At 40.6% G+C, this 15,685-nt stretch carries 19 protein-coding genes; 6 read left to right on the top strand and 13 right to left on the bottom strand.

The annotated features are described in order from the left end of the window. Positions 1–77: 77 nt before the first annotated feature. Both JNUCC41_RS16100 and JNUCC41_RS16095 read right to left on the bottom strand, forming a co-directional pair. Positions 78–224 carry a hypothetical protein gene (locus JNUCC41_RS16100; RefSeq protein ID WP_192203901.1) on the bottom strand — a complete coding sequence of 49 codons (147 nt, stop codon included), beginning with the start codon at positions 222–224 and terminating at the stop codon, positions 78–80. Between the two features lie 95 nt (positions 225–319). Further along, positions 320–559, bottom strand: coding sequence for a YkuJ family protein (locus JNUCC41_RS16095; protein ID WP_034314086.1), 240 nt, complete (start codon positions 557–559; stop codon positions 320–322). Positions 560–743: 184 nt separating this feature from the next. Between JNUCC41_RS16095 and JNUCC41_RS16090 the strand changes: the two genes are divergently transcribed. After that, positions 744–1,703 carry an MBL fold metallo-hydrolase gene (locus JNUCC41_RS16090; RefSeq protein WP_228467349.1) on the top strand — a complete coding sequence of 320 codons (960 nt, stop codon included), beginning with the start codon at positions 744–746 and terminating at the stop codon, positions 1,701–1,703. A 93-nt stretch (positions 1,704–1,796) separates the two neighbouring features. Beyond that, the gene (locus JNUCC41_RS16085; RefSeq protein ID WP_192203899.1) at positions 1,797–2,030 is read left to right on the top strand and encodes a glutaredoxin family protein; all 234 of its coding nucleotides are present in this window, start codon (positions 1,797–1,799) and stop codon (positions 2,028–2,030) included. Positions 2,031–2,109: 79 nt separating this feature from the next. On the opposite strand, the gene JNUCC41_RS16080 is transcribed toward JNUCC41_RS16085, so the two are convergent. The 4 genes from JNUCC41_RS16080 to JNUCC41_RS16065 all read right to left on the bottom strand — a co-directional run bounded on the left by JNUCC41_RS16080 (position 2,110) and on the right by JNUCC41_RS16065 (position 6,330). Further along, entirely contained in the window at positions 2,110–2,595 is a 486-nt protein-coding gene (locus tag JNUCC41_RS16080) for a DUF3993 domain-containing protein (RefSeq protein ID WP_192203897.1), read from the bottom strand. A 181-nt stretch (positions 2,596–2,776) separates the two neighbouring features. Continuing rightward, positions 2,777–3,004, bottom strand: a complete 228-nt coding sequence (locus JNUCC41_RS16075; RefSeq protein WP_192203894.1) for a hypothetical protein — start codon at positions 3,002–3,004, stop codon at positions 2,777–2,779. Between the two features lie 74 nt (positions 3,005–3,078). Then, positions 3,079–4,284: an EAL domain-containing protein gene (locus JNUCC41_RS16070; protein ID WP_192203892.1), complete on the bottom strand. Its 1,206-nt coding sequence runs from the start codon at positions 4,282–4,284 to the stop codon at positions 3,079–3,081. Between the two features lie 189 nt (positions 4,285–4,473). Then, positions 4,474–6,330, bottom strand: coding sequence for an SLC13 family permease (locus JNUCC41_RS16065; protein WP_228467348.1), 1,857 nt, complete (start codon positions 6,328–6,330; stop codon positions 4,474–4,476). A gap of 163 nt (positions 6,331–6,493) precedes the next feature. Here JNUCC41_RS16065 and JNUCC41_RS16060 point away from each other — a divergent pair, with 163 nt between their 5' ends. Next, entirely contained in the window at positions 6,494–7,357 is an 864-nt protein-coding gene (locus JNUCC41_RS16060; protein WP_192203888.1) for a metallophosphoesterase, read from the top strand. Between the two features lie 164 nt (positions 7,358–7,521). Here JNUCC41_RS16060 and crcB read toward each other — a convergent pair whose 3' ends face one another. Both crcB and JNUCC41_RS16050 read right to left on the bottom strand, forming a co-directional pair. Continuing rightward, a complete protein-coding gene (gene crcB / locus JNUCC41_RS16055) occupies positions 7,522–7,884 on the bottom strand; it encodes a fluoride efflux transporter CrcB (protein WP_192203886.1) in 363 nt (120 codons plus the stop codon). Then, complete coding sequence (locus JNUCC41_RS16050) at positions 7,881–8,261, bottom strand: fluoride efflux transporter FluC (RefSeq protein WP_192203884.1); 381 nt, start codon at positions 8,259–8,261, stop codon at positions 7,881–7,883. Before JNUCC41_RS16050 ends, crcB begins: the two co-directional genes overlap by 4 nt. A 116-nt stretch (positions 8,262–8,377) precedes the next feature. Here JNUCC41_RS16050 and JNUCC41_RS16045 point away from each other — a divergent pair, with 116 nt between their 5' ends. Together JNUCC41_RS16045 and JNUCC41_RS16040 are read left to right on the top strand one after the other, a co-directional pair. Next, positions 8,378–8,731 (top strand): hypothetical protein, encoded by a 354-nt coding sequence (locus JNUCC41_RS16045; RefSeq protein WP_192203882.1) that lies wholly within the window; start codon positions 8,378–8,380, stop codon positions 8,729–8,731. Between the two features lie 292 nt (positions 8,732–9,023). Continuing rightward, positions 9,024–9,530 carry a YkyB family protein gene (locus tag JNUCC41_RS16040; protein WP_192203880.1) on the top strand — a complete coding sequence of 169 codons (507 nt, stop codon included), beginning with the start codon at positions 9,024–9,026 and terminating at the stop codon, positions 9,528–9,530. A 55-nt stretch (positions 9,531–9,585) separates the two neighbouring features. On the opposite strand, the gene JNUCC41_RS16035 is transcribed toward JNUCC41_RS16040, so the two are convergent. Continuing rightward, complete coding sequence (locus JNUCC41_RS16035) at positions 9,586–10,491, bottom strand: chemotaxis protein (RefSeq protein WP_192203879.1); 906 nt, start codon at positions 10,489–10,491, stop codon at positions 9,586–9,588. Between the two features lie 529 nt (positions 10,492–11,020). Beyond that, positions 11,021–12,004: a magnesium/cobalt transporter CorA gene (gene corA, locus JNUCC41_RS16030; protein ID WP_192203877.1), complete on the bottom strand. Its 984-nt coding sequence runs from the start codon at positions 12,002–12,004 to the stop codon at positions 11,021–11,023. 144 nt (positions 12,005–12,148) lie between these two features. On the opposite strand from corA, the gene JNUCC41_RS16025 reads away from it, so the two are divergent. After that, complete coding sequence (locus tag JNUCC41_RS16025; protein ID WP_192203875.1) at positions 12,149–13,297, top strand: aminotransferase A; 1,149 nt, start codon at positions 12,149–12,151, stop codon at positions 13,295–13,297. Between the two features lie 99 nt (positions 13,298–13,396). On the opposite strand, the gene JNUCC41_RS16020 is transcribed toward JNUCC41_RS16025, so the two are convergent. The 3 genes from JNUCC41_RS16020 to JNUCC41_RS16010 all read right to left on the bottom strand — a co-directional run bounded on the left by JNUCC41_RS16020 (position 13,397) and on the right by JNUCC41_RS16010 (position 15,521). Further along, positions 13,397–13,762, bottom strand: coding sequence for a hypothetical protein (locus JNUCC41_RS16020; RefSeq protein WP_034314117.1), 366 nt, complete (start codon positions 13,760–13,762; stop codon positions 13,397–13,399). Positions 13,763–13,827: 65 nt separating this feature from the next. Then, a complete protein-coding gene (locus JNUCC41_RS16015; RefSeq protein WP_192203873.1) occupies positions 13,828–14,697 on the bottom strand; it encodes an NAD(P)-dependent oxidoreductase in 870 nt (289 codons plus the stop codon). Positions 14,698–14,735: 38 nt separating this feature from the next. Next, a complete protein-coding gene (locus JNUCC41_RS16010) occupies positions 14,736–15,521 on the bottom strand; it encodes an SDR family oxidoreductase (RefSeq protein WP_192203871.1) in 786 nt (261 codons plus the stop codon). Between the last annotated feature and the right edge of the window lie 164 nt (positions 15,522–15,685).

Raw genomic sequence — 15,685 nt, 5'->3', positions numbered from 1 at the left:
GTTTAACATATGTAAGCAGAAAAGGCTCATTCCTAGACCAATAAAATCCCAATCGGCAGGATGTCCGCAAGAGATTTTTAGCCTTTACTAGTTTTGATATTAACCTGTTTAAAACCGCATTCCGGGCATTGATAAATTACATTTTGGTTGGATTGTGCCGTTAATACATCATCCATTTCTCTTTCCTCACCGCATGCTGGGCATATTACCATTGGATTTTTCATTTTACATCCCTCCAATTAATAAGATGTGTAATTTTCACTGCTTCATTCACAATAAAAAAGCCGCTTCCAAAGGAGGGCGGCTTTTCGTGATTTTTTTAAGATTGAAGAAGATCAAAGATTTCAATGGTAATCATATCAATATTATCAAATTGATATTTGGATGATTTCCCTTTATCACTGTATACTTCAAGCTCGAACATTTCTGTTTTGCTGAAATATGTAACCTGGCACTTTTTCACACCATCTATTTCAAAAAAACGTTGAGCAGATTCAGATTCCTTCGCTTGCTCTTGAAGACTTTTCAATCTGGTAAGGATGCCCTGTAATTGAGACATACTCCCTCTCCTTTCTGAATAAAACCTTTTCGATAGGTTTCACTATACCATACTTTTCTATCCAGTAACCACGCCGAAATAAATTCAGAATAATTTAAAACTTCATTCTTTACATGGCACTATTAACAGAATAAAATAAGGAATGGATTTTGTACATGAAAAATTTTTCAGGGGGTAGATTCTGTTGCAAAACATTAGTGAACTTGGTTATCGCATTTCATTGATTGATGGTTTTGATTTGGATAGAAGAAATCGTACAGGTACATATGTAATTGCCGATGAAGACATCACATTAGTCGAAACTTCCGCCAGCCCTTCCATCCCCCACTTAATGAAGGGGCTCGAACATTTGGGAATCGCCCTTGAAGATATTACATATATCATTCTTACCCATATTCATTTGGACCATGCAGGTGGAGCTGGACTTTTTTTACAGCATTGCCCGAACGCAAAAGTGATCGTCCATCCAAAAGGTGCACGTCATCTAGAAGATCCAACACGTTTGATTGCTGGGGCTAAAGCAGTATATGGTGATGAATTCAACAAGCTTTTCGATCCGATTTTACCTATTCCGTTTGAAAAAATGCTGATTAAACAGGATCGGGAATCCCTGCAAACAAGTGAAAATTCAAAGTTGACCTTTTATGATACTCCGGGGCACGCAAACCATCATTTAAGCATATTCGATTCGGTTTCAAAAGGGATGTTTTCAGGTGACACCGTAGGCATCTATTATCGTGAACTCGATGAAGAAGGTCTGGAATTTTACTTACCTTCCACATCGCCAAACCAATTCAACCCCGAAGCAATGCTTGCAGCAGCGGAATTGTATGAAAGCATCGGCGTCGAACGTATATATTTTGGCCATTATGGGGTTTCTGAAAACCCTAAGGAAGTATATAAACAACTTCATTACTGGCTGCCTAAATTTGTTGCGACTGCCAAATCGGCTTACAGGGAATATGCGAGCTTTGAGGAACGAGTGGCAGCGACCAGTAAAAATATTTTCACGGAAGTCGCCTTTCATTTAGGCGAAAAAGGAATCACCACAGATCATCCTGTTTTTGAAATCATCGCCATGGACCTGAACGTTTGTTCCATGGGATTGATAGACTATCTGGTAAAACAGGAAAAAGGGAAGTAGAACGGGTGCTAGGGGTGTTTTCCTATTCAAATGTATCGGCATCCTCTATAATGAAAAAATAAACCTTACCTAAATCATAGATGGAGGATTGAAATGAAAGACGTTACGCTATACACCCAACCTGATTGCCCTCCCTGCAAAATCATGAAAATGTTCTTTGATGATAATAATGTCGTTTACAAAGAAAAGGATATTAAAGCAGATGGACATGCCCGAAAAGAATTAACGAATAAATACGGCGCCTATTCCACTCCAACGGTCGTCATCGACGGGAAAGCCATTGTTGGTTTTGAATTGGACGAAATAAAAAAAGAACTGAATATATAAAAAAAGTCTAGAGTAGGCAGTGACCTCCTCTAGACTTCTTCATTTCAGCTCCATATTTTTCAACTTAGAAAAACTTGCTTTATTTCATTTTATCACTTTCATAATTTACATCCATAACCTTCCAAACATCATTTTCCTTTTTCAAGGTAACTGATTCAACATGTTTTTTCATCGATACAGGTCCGTCCCCAATGTCCTGGAATTCCTCCTGAACATAAATGACATCACCGTTTTTCCCATATACAATTTCCGTATTCTTGTCGTAACTGAAAAAAGGGATATAATACGGAGCGAAATCTGATCCAAATGCCATATAACCGCCATCGACTTCCACTACATTCGCTTCGACAAACTTCTTGATGAAATCACCTGTGAAGTGTTTATCCAACTTCCCTTCAATCGCTTCCTTAGTACGTACTTCCTCACTGATCGAACCTTGGTTCTCCATGGCATCTTGTACTAAAGATAGTACTTCCTCTCTATGTAAGCCTTCCGCTGAAGTTGTGAACCCTCCACTGAAAAATAAAAGGATACTGGCAAGACATGCAACTAGATATTTCCTCATTACAATCATCTCCTTGTTATAGAATTTCTCCCAATGGTTCTGATTTTTGCCTATGCCTTTCAATACCCGTCATAATCAAAGCCAAACTACAAAATCAAATTCTCCGGGATACCTTGATACCACTGCCCATTCTTCACAATAAAAAAGGAGATTTCATGATATTGAAATCTCCTTCTCACAATTATCGAAAAGCATAGTAAAAGATAAAACCGGCAACCAAAATCGTCCCGACGAAAAGGGAAACCAATACCGGGTTCTTTAAATAAGGATGTTCTTTAACAGAATCATCGATAGTCGAATCATATCTGGCCTTCACTTTCTGTGCCCTTGCTACAGAATAAGTATAAAAGAGCAGATATAATGCCATGATTGTAACGATTATGATTAGAATCCAGATGTACGTGCTCAAAATATGTCTCCTCCAAGCGCATCATTTCTGCTTATCGTTACACATTTAAAGCGATTATATTCATGAATCGTTTTTTATAATAGTGCTTCATTTTCATATAAATAACTATAAGAAAGATCACAGAAAATGTATTCCTTATTATTCAGGGGGTATGAAAAGGTCCGTATGGTTTCCCCTGTTTCGATATCACTGTATAAATCGGATAGTCTTCCTTTTTTCTCATTGCGCATCTTTACGATATTTTCGAGAAAATAAGGTCTCCAGCTCCAATTTTTATTCATATAACTAGGTTGGACTAGCCATTGCCCGTCCTTATGTAGGATATTGGGGGATTTTTGATACCCCTCTTCATCACAAATATAAAGCCGAAAACATACGGAATCCAACTTTTTCGCCAAAATATTGAGAAACTCTTCATGGGAGCCGTTCCGCTTTTGCTGTTTTAAGAAATTTTGCATATTCTCGTTGAATTGCAAGGTTTTTTGATAAACCGCTTCAAGCTTCTTGGTCTCTAAAGAAATGAATGACTGACATTCTTGATGGAATTTATCACGAAGTAAATCTTTATTAATGAATTCGCCTTCCGGCTTCGCCAAAAAATACCCTTGATAATATCGTCCCCCATTCTTCCATGCAAAACGGAGCTGGTATTCGGATTCAATGTTCTCAAATAGTAAATTAGCGCCGATTTTTCGTGCAAGCATGCTTAGAGAAAACAGGATGACCTGATAGGCATCTCCACCTGAAATGCGAAGCTGGTCCAGGTTAACTTTTAAAATATTCGGAGAAATTTGTGCGATTCGGTCCAATTGCGTATCTTGTCCTAAATGATCTAAAGCTATCTTAATCCCATATGTTTTAAAGTAAGCAAGCACATGCTGCAAAGGATCTAAGTTTTCCGGACTGATCGTGTCTGATAGTTCCAGCACGATCCGGTGCATTTCCTCCGGTTGAAAATGACGATGTAAAATCTCCATGAATTCTTCGCCATGATCCAGCATTAGCAAATTAGGATCTCTGTTGATAAAGATAAGAAAATCTTCACCATAGTCTTTTATTCTCTCCAAAGCAATTTCAAGTACGTAATTATCCACTTCCACCCTATACTCTTCCGGCACTGCAGAATCGTGAAAAAAAGGTCCAAGGCTTTTATATTCCGATTGTTCCTCATAGCGCCCTAGAATTTCATACCCGATTACCTGATGTTGATCTGCACTGAAAATCGGTTGAAAAAATGGTGTCACCCTGTCTAAATTCTTTAATATCTTTTCTGTATCCATGATGCATCTTCCCCCTAATTACGAAAACACCAATATGCCAAAATTATACCATTAGTTTCTTGCATTGATAATAAATAATTTAAATTCCTACTACATAACTCTTTTTTCAGAACCACATTCATCCAATCCATTTGAAAAGAAACACATTGAAAAAGCATTGTCCATAAATGAACAATGCCTTATGTCTTATCAAAAAGGGAAGAACCACGGTATTGTGATCACCATGATAACGCCGATGAAGATCTGTATGGATATCCCGATCATGATGAAATCTTTATGCTTGTAATCACCCGCCGTCATGACAAGCGCGTTGGTAGTGGCAACCCTTGGAGTCGATAAAGCCAAACTGCCAGCAACGGCAAGGCATATAAACACAGGAAGAGGATCGATGCCTTGATTCACCGCAGATGTCAGTGCGATGGGCGTCATGATTACCGTCGCGGCTCCATACGGGATGAATTGGCTCAGGATCAGTGTCAGCAAGTAAAAGACCGCTAATATGCCGTGTGCCCCGATATTACTGAATAAAACGGCCAGCCAATCACTTATCATCCTCACTCCGCCCGTATTATCCAATGCAGCCGTTATTCCGAACATGGCGGCAATCAAAAGAACAGGTTCCCAGTTAATCTTTTGATAAGCATCCTCCATCGAACGGACACAGCCACTGATCACCATCAACAATGCGGCCGTCAATACCGATAGTACGGCAGGGACAGCCTCCATCGATAATAAAATGACCATCAATGCAGTGATTCCCAAGGCAATCCATGCTTTGCCCTTGGAGTTGACTGGAGAGCCATCTTCCGAGGTACTTCCAATGACGATGACATCCTGTAAATCCGAGGAAATCCTCTCAATGTTCTCCCATTCCCCATGTATCAGGATTGCATCCCCCGGTTTAAGGCGTTCCGTTCCGACATCCGCTTGAATATATTCGCCATTCCGATTGATTGCAAGCACATTACATTGGTATTTCTCACGAAAATGCACATCTATCAAGGTTTGATTTTCATAATCCGAGTTCGGGACGATCAATATTTCTGTCAATCCAAATCTACTGCTAAGAAAATGTTTCTTTATTTGTTCGGGATTGAAATGTTTAAACTCCAGTTCATAGTTGAGTGCCAATCTCTCAACTGCTTCTTCTTCTCCAAACACCAAAATGATATCTTCAGGATGAAGAACCTCATCCGCCCTTGCAGAAATCGTCAGCTGTCTTTGCAACAGCGGTAATTGCTTATCCTTTGGCTTCCGCTGGATTTCAATCAAAGTCAATTCATACTGAATAGGAAGCTGGAGGTCAGACAGCCTTTCTCCAACAATATCGGAAGTAGCGGGTATATGCAGGTAATGCAATCTGTCATATACTTTGTACATGCCTGCAAGCTCCCCTGCAGACAGCCCTTTGACACTATTGTTCGCGGCTATCGTCTTCTCTGGAAGCAACAGGCGTCCGAGTGTCAACATGAAGAATACCCCTGCTGCAAAGGCGATCAAGCCCACGGGTGTAAAGTCAAAAAATTCTAATGTCCCTATTCCATTTTGCCGTAATACATCAGCAACGATCATATTGGAGGGAGAACCTGTCAGTGTTAATAGCCCGCCTATACTGCTTGCATAGGCAAGTGGCAATAAATACCTTGTCGGACTTGTTTTTTGTTTTAAGGCCATGCTCATAACGAGCGGAAGCAGTATGGAAACAATTCCTGTTCCGCTTAAAAAGGCACTTAATATTCCTGCTGTAAGCATGACGATAAGCAGCGATTTCCATTCACTGCCCCCACATAAACCCAACAACTTATTTCCTGCCTTTTCCACGATTCCTGTATTTAACAAGCCGGCACCGACTATAAATAGCCCAGCCAGCATGATGACCACTTGATTCGCAAACCCGGCCACTAGTTCATCCAATGTAAGAATCCCCAGTAAACCCAGAATGGATAGTGCACTTAGTGCAATTAAATCTGCTCGAAATTTCCCTTGTATAAAAAGCGCAATCGCGCATAGAAGTATAATCAGTGTAATAAACATTGGTTCGGTCATCATGTTACCTCCGTATAGATGTTCAATTTCAAACCGGATACGGTTTCATCAAACCCCAGTTTACATGTTTTTCAAATGCTCATAGAAGATATTTTCTTCATTTTATGTATATTGTTTGTTAGTATGAGGAAGTAACATTTTTATATTAGATAGGTTGATTAATTTGAATAAACCCATATCCAGAAGAACATTCTTAAAGAAAAGTCTTGGTACATTGGCTACCTTAACCGGTTTGGGTATTGGCGGAAACTATTATGCCCATAATTTGGAACCGAAATGGTTAGAAATCAAGCATAAAATCATCAGCCACCCTCTTATCCCAAAAGGTTTTCATGGCATGAAAATGATCCAATTCAGTGATACGCATTTAGGCTTTCAATTTCAGCTTAAAGATTTACAAGCAATTGTCAATAAGATAAACCAACTGGACCCTGATGTTATTTTATTTACCGGAGATTTGATGGACCATCCTAATAAATACAAGGATCACCAGAAAATCCCTCTAGTTTTAAATCAGCTCAAAGCGCCACTTGGAAAATTCAGCATCTACGGTAACCATGATCATGGGGGATATGGCTCAGAAATTTACAGCGATATCATGGAAAAATCCCATTTTACCATGTTGCAAAATACCTCAACTAGGATTACCTTATTAACGGCTGAAGAAATAGTCATTGCCGGGATTGATGATGCCATGCTAGGAAAACCTGATTTTGAAAAAGCACTATCGGGCATCCCTGATGAAGTGTTCACCATTATGCTTTCGCATGCCCCTGACCTTGCCGACACATCAAGGACTTATGACATCCAGTATCAAATAAGCGGTCACAGTCACGGAGGACAAGTACAAATCCCCTTTGCCGGTGCCCTTGTAACTCCCCCATACGCTGAAAAGTACCGGGAAGGCACGTATGAAATCGATTCATTAACGTTACATGTTAATAGAGGGCTTGGCACTACCCGTCTCCCATATCGTTTCCTTTCACGTCCGGAGTTGACAGTTTACGAATTCCAATCCGAAAGCTGATAGGAAAAGAATACAGGGGAAAACCGCCAGACTTTTTAACAAAGCCTGTGCGAATAAAACGACTTGAATCATGTGTAATGGACTCCTCTGAATTATAGCATTAGAAGTATATCTGAGAAAACCAGGTTTTTTTTACCAGCACCAAATGGTAGTTGCCATGAAGGTTATACCATACTTAAATAGCCGCACAGGAAAGTTCCGATACACCCTAAAACAGATACCGTTATATAGATAAGGCTATCTATATAACGGTGTTTCCTAATAAGTTCAAGTGTTTCCATGCTGAATGTTGAAAAGGTCGTAAAAGCACCCAGGAAACCTATTGTCAGAAAAACCTGCAAAGATAAAGACCAGCTTTCTTTCTGTGGCAACGCCAGTCCGAGCCCAAAGGAACCTATAAGGTTAATCAGTAAAATGCTAATGGGTATCGAGATGGCTGGCAATAGCCTATTAAAAATAATCTGCAAGACATATCTTGAGGCCGCTCCAAAAAAGCCTCCTATAAAAACTGAAAGAACCTCGATCAAAGGGACTCACCTCTCCGTCTATTAAAAAGGCCCAGTCCGAAGAAACCAGCAACCAAACCAAATAAAAGCGTGGCACCAATATACAGTCCCGCCAATGCCAGTGAAGTCTGCAGTAGATTCACCACTTCTTGGGAAAATGTGGACATCGTGGTGAAACCGCCGCAAAACCCGCTGCCCAGCGCTAAAAAAACAAGCGATTTCTTTTTCGAGGCGAAATAGCCATTGATCATTCCAAGTAAAAAGCTGCCTACTATATTTATTAAGAGGGTTCCAAACGGGAAGAAGGAATGACCAGCAGTCAAGATTACGCAATATCGCAATATCGCTCCAGCCGCTCCTCCAAAACCGACTGCAAGAAAGCTTTTAAACCGATCCATCAAGGTCCCCCCCAATTTTACTCATAAGTAGATTCATTATAACAGATTAAGATGAAACAGGCTCTTTTCTTAAAAAATTCCATACTATGTAAAGAATTTGAGAAAGGAGGCAAATTATGCAAACACAGTATTTTCCTTACTACCACTATCCGCAGACCATTATGCTACAGAACGATTACAGAAATGCATATGGGAATGAATATGGACCTGAATATTGGAATGACGAGCGCTTCTTTCCTTTCTTCCCTCTATTGGCGCCTGTAGCTTTTGTTGCAGGATTGGCAATTGGACCGTTGCTATTCAATAACCGTCCACCTGTCTATGCTCCATATCCTCCTCCATACCCGCCCGCTTACCCTCCTTACCCCGCTTATCCAGCGTACCCTGCTTATCAAGGCTTTCAGGGTCCCCAGCAACAATTCGGCGCACAGGCTGCGGTATCTGAAAATATCAATATATACACACAATAAGGGTTGGACAGAAGGCGACATAAGCGCCTTCTTTTTTCTTGGACCAAAAGGCTTCGGATTGAATTTTACTTCACTATATATTTTGAAGTGGTATAATATGAAAATGAATAGATGGTAAAGTGTTGGGAAATGATGGTCATACCCTAGAGATGTACATGCAGTATTTATTCACTTTTTTCTATCTGGTTGCACACACGTCTCTATTTCAACCAATATATAAAAAACGGGTTTTAACTGAAGGAAATCTGTTTATAACGTCCTTCTAACCTCATTAAGAAAAGGAGTTTCCACAATGAACCAAACGAAAGGACATTCTGAAAGGGATGAGTTTTCGATAAACTCCCTTGCCCAAGCCGTATTTATTGTCAATAAACACGCAAAGACTGCATTGGAGCCCAAGAATTTATATAATTTAAAACGGCTAGCATTAAGCAAGCTTATGCAAGAAGGAAAAGCGAAGAAGATTGGACTTCATTTTTCTGATAACCCTCGCTTTGCAGCACAACAATCCGACGTCATTGTCGAATGCGGATCATATGTTTTTCATTTACCTCCCACAAAGGAAGATTTGAAAAAACTACCCCACCTCGGCAGCCGGGCAGCTTCCATACGGAACCCTAAAGCCGCGTTGTCATTATCCAAGGCAAAACAGATCCTGCAAACTTACGTTGGACAAGCAGGTGAAAAACTACCGAACAATGCCAACACCGAGAAAAGGGCTCACGGTCGTGGGTCGGTCAAGCAACCATTTCACAATCCATTCCCATCCTCCTTTTTAGGAAAAGGTTCCAAGTATTAATCATTGATAAACCAAACGGGCCGTGAGGTAACGCCTCATCGGCCCGTTTTCACATTCATAATACCAATCTGTCTATCAACTTTATAAGCTCTGCAATTTCTGGCTTGCTGATTTGTGCGTCAGCCCCTACGACCTGACCTTTATGACGAAGGCTGTCAGTAATCAAAGAAGAGAAAATAATCACCGGCAACCCAGCAAGTTCCCCGCTTTCCTTTATTCTTCTAGTCAAATGATGTCCATCCATTTGAGGCATCTCAATATCGGTAATCACCAGATTCACTTCATCTTCAACCACTTTTCCTGATTCAATTAAATTCTCCAGATAATTAAATGCATCAAGTCCATTTTCATAAAACTCCAAGTACTTGAATCCAGCTTCTGACAATGTATCAAAAAGCAGCTTTCTCAGTAATGGAGAATCTTCTGCAATCAGGATTCTCTTGTCTGAATTTTGCCGGGCACCAAGCTTTTTAACCTGTTGGATGTTTATTCCTGATTCCGGATTGATTTCGACCACTATTTTTTCAAAGTCAAGTAACAGTAACATTTCACTATGTAATTTTATTACTCCGATAATCTGACTTTCAAGGCCTTGATACATATCCGAAGGCTTTTCGATTTGGGACCAGGAAATACGGTGGATCTGTGTTACGGTATGGACATGGAAAACCACTTTTTGCTGATTGAATTCAGCCACTATGAATTTATCCTGCTCAGGAGTCTCAGATGGAGGAAATCCTAAAGCATCCGCCACATTCACAACTGGCAGGACTTCTCCACGAAGCTCAATGATCCCTTCCACATTTGGATGGGAATGAGGGACAAGCGTGATGGGGACAGGATTAATGATTTCCTTCACCTTGATTACGTTAATGCCGAATTTATTCTTTCCGAGACCGAATTCCACTATCTCAAGCTCATTCGTGCCACTTTCCAGTAATATTCCTTTATTTGCTTCCATTGTGTCATCTCGCCCTTCTCGTACTTTTTCATTTCATAATTCCACAAAAATTTGATGGTTTTATCAATGAACTCCTACCTAATAATTCGGTTAAATATTTCTTTTGTTTAGAACACAGATAAAAAAAGGATTCAAGAAGTGATTATCTATTGAAGCCCAACTAAAAAAGGGACCACTCAGAGTCCCCCTTTTCAAAGTTCATTTTTCACCACTGCCATCCAGCCCATCATATCGATCTTAAAGGGGCCTGTCCCTTCGACAAACCCCTCCAAGATATATCCGAACATGGGTTATGAAGCAGACCTGATGGGCTGGCCGCAAAACGTCCTGCCGCCCTTCCAAACCCTATTAGCATTAAGCGGAAAGCAACAAAGAATAAAGCTTTTATGCATGTGGAAAAGTAAGTTGATGATGGTCCCCCCGATTAAAACGAATAAACCATTCGTTTGCCCACAATTTCAAATCGTCACTCCATTCAAAAAAATACTCATCTCAATTAAACCTAGAATAGCAGGCCAGTTAGGTCATTTCATCTTTTTCGCGACCTATTCTTTGGATTGAGCCAGCCTTTTTTAACAAAGAATAAAAACATCATCAAGGCAATTCCGCCCATCATTCCAAGAATGAGGAAATAGCCATAATGCCAATTTAATTCCGGCATATATTCAAAATTCATCCCATATACGCCCACTATGAAGGTCAGCGGCATGAAAATGGTAGTGATGACAGTCAATGTCATCATTGTTGAATTCATATTATTAGAGTTCACAGACAAATAACTATCACGTATATCGGACGAAAAATCTCGATAGGATTCAAGCATTTCAGTCAATTTAAGAAGATGATCGTACACATCATTAAAATAAAGGTGCTGATCTTTCAAGTAATTCAGTCGCTCCGACGAAATCATTCTGTACAATAAATCACGCATCGGCAATATGGTCCGACGGAGCCTGGACATATCTGTACGTAAATCGAAAAGCTGATCCATCAATTCGTTAATCGTGTCATTTTCAGTATTTTCCTCAATGCTACCCAATTCGCTTTCAATTTTATAAACAGGAGGGAAGAATTCATCAACGATCCTGTCAATTATCCTATGCATCAAGAAAAAGGGACTTTGCTTCAACATTTTATTACCAGCAATTTCTTCTCGTACCTTTTCCAGTTCAAGCATATCTTCTTTATGAAAACTGACTATCCATTTTTCGCCAACGAACATATCCAATTCCACTGCTTTAAATACCTTCTCCCTTAGAGCATGAATCACAAGAAATTGGTAACCCTCATAAAAATCCATTTTGGGACGTTGATTAAAATCATCCAGGCAATCTTCAATTGCCAGCGGGTGAAAGTGAAAATGACTGGATAAAAGTTCGATTTCCTTGTTTGTGGGGTTGGAAAAATCCACCCAGAACCACTCGATATCCGGATTATTCATTTCCGTTAGCGGTATATCAAAACTGATTTCTTGATTAGATGTAATTGCGCAAGTCCGTATCAAATGTATCAACCCTCAAAATTTTCTTATCATACATTATACCTTTAATTCATTAATCTCAAAAAGTTTTCTCCCCCACCCAAACTAAATGATAAAATAGAATGAGTCAAACATGGTACATAATTCATGTAGTTAGATAAGGGAGGATATTCATAGATGGAACATTTAATAAACCCTCTAGTAAAAGAAGTTCAAATATCAGGAATCCGTAAATTCTACAATATGGTCGCTGATATCGAAGGCACCATTTCCTTAACGATAGGACAGCCTGACTTTCCAACTCCAAAGCATATTAAAGAAGCGGCAAAACAAGCCATCGATAATGACTATACCGTTTATACTCACAATGCCGGCTATCTGGAATTAAGGGAAGCCGCTTCAAAATATGTAAAGGATAAATACAAGCTTAGCTATGATCCGGCGAATGAAGTCCTTGTGACTTCTGGTGCCAGCGAAGGCATAGACATTACCTTTCGGACGATTCTCATCCCAGGGAACGAAGTCATATTGCCGGGTCCTGTATACCCGGGATATGAACCCATCATTAAGATGTGCGGTGCAACACCCGTTTATGCCGATACAACAAAAAATGGATTTCGTTTGGCTGCAGATATCATTGAAAAGTACATAACTGATCATACACGGTGCATCGTTCTGCCCTATCCATCGAATCCGACCGGGGTAACATTATCTGCCGAAGAATTATTGGACATTGCCGAACTTGTAAGGGGCAAGGACATATTCATATTGGCTGATGAGATATACAGTGAACTGGTATTCGATCAGGAGCATGTTTCGATTGCCACTTTCTTAAAAGAACAAACCATCGTCCTGAACGGATTGTCAAAGTCCCATTCCATGACCGGGTGGAGGATTGGCCTTCTGTTTGCGCCTGTGGCCATCTCTCAGCATATCCTGAAGGTTCACCAATACAATGTAACTTGTGCCGCCTCCATATCGCAGAGAGCTGCCTTGGCAGCATTGACGGCAGGCAGAGATGATGCCATTCCCATGAAGACCGAGTATGCCCGGAGACGGGAATACGTATACAGTCGCTTACAAGCGATGGAACTGGAAATAGTCAAACCAAATGGTGCCTTTTACTTCTTTATAAAGCTGCCTGAAGGCTATGCCTCTTCCCTTGATTTTTGCCTAAAGCTTGTTCAACAGGAAAAAGTGGCAGTGGTCCCTGGAGATGCCTTCTCTCCCCTTGGCGAAGGGTACTTCAGGATATCTTATGCCTATTCCATGGAAACCCTTGAAAAGGCTTTGGACCGTATTGAAGCTTTTTTAGCTAAAAAGTAACCGAAAAAAAGTGGCCTTCAATTGAATGAACAATTGAAGGCCATTTTCCTATTTTTCAAAGATGTCAGGCTACCTGAGGTTTTTCACCAAGCCAATCAACTAATACAATCTCCGTAAAAAACGAATTTCCCGATATCCTTCTTCCTTATTTGTCGTGGTAAGGCTCACTTCAACGATGGATCCAAGTAAATCAGCCATCACTTCTTCAAATTCCTTTGCGGAGCGCGGCTTTGAAAAACCTAAGCTCTTCAATTCGCGCATCAGGATCTGAAAACCGGCATTCGTTTCGATATGACTGAATTTCACCGGTAAGATTAGCGGACTTTCATTCATTAATTTCAGATCCCAACGAATGGGCTTTGTTTGATGAATGGTTTTTTCTCGTTTAAAGCCTTCAATCCTTACAATATATCGACCATCTTCTAATTCCTGGAATTTCATATTGATATCATCGAATTCGCCCATAGCTTTCACTCCTTTTTGTAAAGGCTGTCGCTATCAGCTTATTCATGGTAAAGAAATGCTAGCACTTAATTATAATGTTTATATAACGCCTGTGTACCGCTATTTTCCTCGCCAGCTTCTGCCAGCCCCTCATACAGGGATTTGCTTAGACTTAATCCAGGAGCGTCCATTCCCATTCTTTCCGCTTCATCAAGTGCAATCTTCATATCCTTGATAAAATGCTTGATATAAAAACCAGGTTCAAAATCCCCTTCAACCATCCGCGGCACAAGATTGGAAAGTGACCAGCTACCGGCAGAGCCCGATGATATGCTTCTTAATACCCGTTCCGGATCCAACCCCGCTTTTTGGGCATAGGAAATCGCTTCAGTCACTCCGATCATATTAGATGCAATGGCGATTTGATTGCACATTTTCGTATGCTGTCCCGAACCAGCCGGGCCTTGATGGACAACATTGCTGCCAATTATATCAAAAATGGGCAGGACCGTTTCAAATGCCTCACTAGACCCGCCGACCATGATCGTAAGCTTTGCATCACGGGCACCGATATCCCCTCCGGAAACCGGTGCATCCAATGATTCCATGCCTCTTTTCTTAGCCTCCTCCGCTATTTTCACTGCCAAAGACGGTGTGGAGGTCGTCATATCGATTAAATGGGTTCCTTGTTTCCCGTTCTCGATAAGCCCATTTTCCCCAAGATAGATTTCTTCCACATCACTAGGGTATCCTACCATGGAAATGATCACATTTGCTTTCTGCGCAATTTCCTTTGGTGCAGATGCCCACTTCGCGCCCTGTGAAAGCAGTTCATTTGCCTTATCTTTCGTCCTTGTATAAACAAACACCTCAAATCCCGCCTTAAGAAGATTTGCGGCCATGCTTTTTCCCATCACTCCTAAACCTATGAAGCCGATCACTTTGTTCGATTGCATCTTGCAGATTCCTCCCAATCATTTTGTTTCAAAAATCCTTAAATGGACTTTATCATTCCTCCGTCAACTAAATACGACTGGCCCGTTAAATATGTATTAGCGCCTGAAACAAGGAAAGTAACGAACTTTGCAAATTCCTCGGGTTCCCCATAACGGCCAAGAGGGATTCTGTTAATCGATTGTTCAGTCACCTTCTCAGGAGTGACGCCTAGTTTCTCCGCATTCATTTCATCAAGGTGCTGAACGCGGTCTGTTGCGATTCTTCCTGGACCGACTGTATTGACCAAAATCCGATCCGGTGCTAATTCTGAAGCTAACGTCTTTGACAATCCAACGATTGCCGTCCGGAATGTATTCGATAATACCAATCCTGGAATTGGTTCCTTAATAGATGAAGAAGCAATATTAACAATTTTCCCGCCCTGTTTTTTTAGATGTGGCAAGCTTTCACGGATCGTCCTTATGAAACTCAGTAAATTAAGTTCGAAGGATTGTTGCCATTCTTCATCATTGAAATCTGTAAATGAACCCCCTGGAGGACCTCCGGCGTTATTAATAAGGATGTCAATACCGCCGAATTCTTCAGCAGTTTTCCCAACCAGGCTTTTAATATCTTCAGCTTTTGTTATATCCGTTACCATATAAGAAACTTTACCCGTCCCAAGCTGCGATAATTCCCTTTGTACTGCGGCAAGCTTTTCTCCATCACGGCTTGCCAGCATGACATTTGCTCCTTCTTTAACCAATTCAGCTGCCATGGCCTTCCCCAACCCTTGACTTGAAGCTAAAATCAACGCATTTTTCTTTTCCAAATGTAATTCCATATTATATTTAACCTCCATTTTATTAAATCATAATTCCATTATATCGTCATAACCGCAAAGTGAAAAATCTGAATAATCATTATTTTGATTTTATTTGCAAAAAAATAGCCGGTTGGATAACCCAACCGGCGTCAAAGGGGGAAATGAGAATGTCAGCTGCCCTA

Origin of the sequence: Brevibacillus sp. JNUCC-41, assembly GCF_014844095.1 — a bacterium.
Taxonomy (GTDB): Bacteria; Bacillota; Bacilli; order Bacillales; family DSM-1321; genus Peribacillus; species Peribacillus aracenensis.
This window is presented reverse-complemented; position numbering and strand designations above follow the sequence as displayed.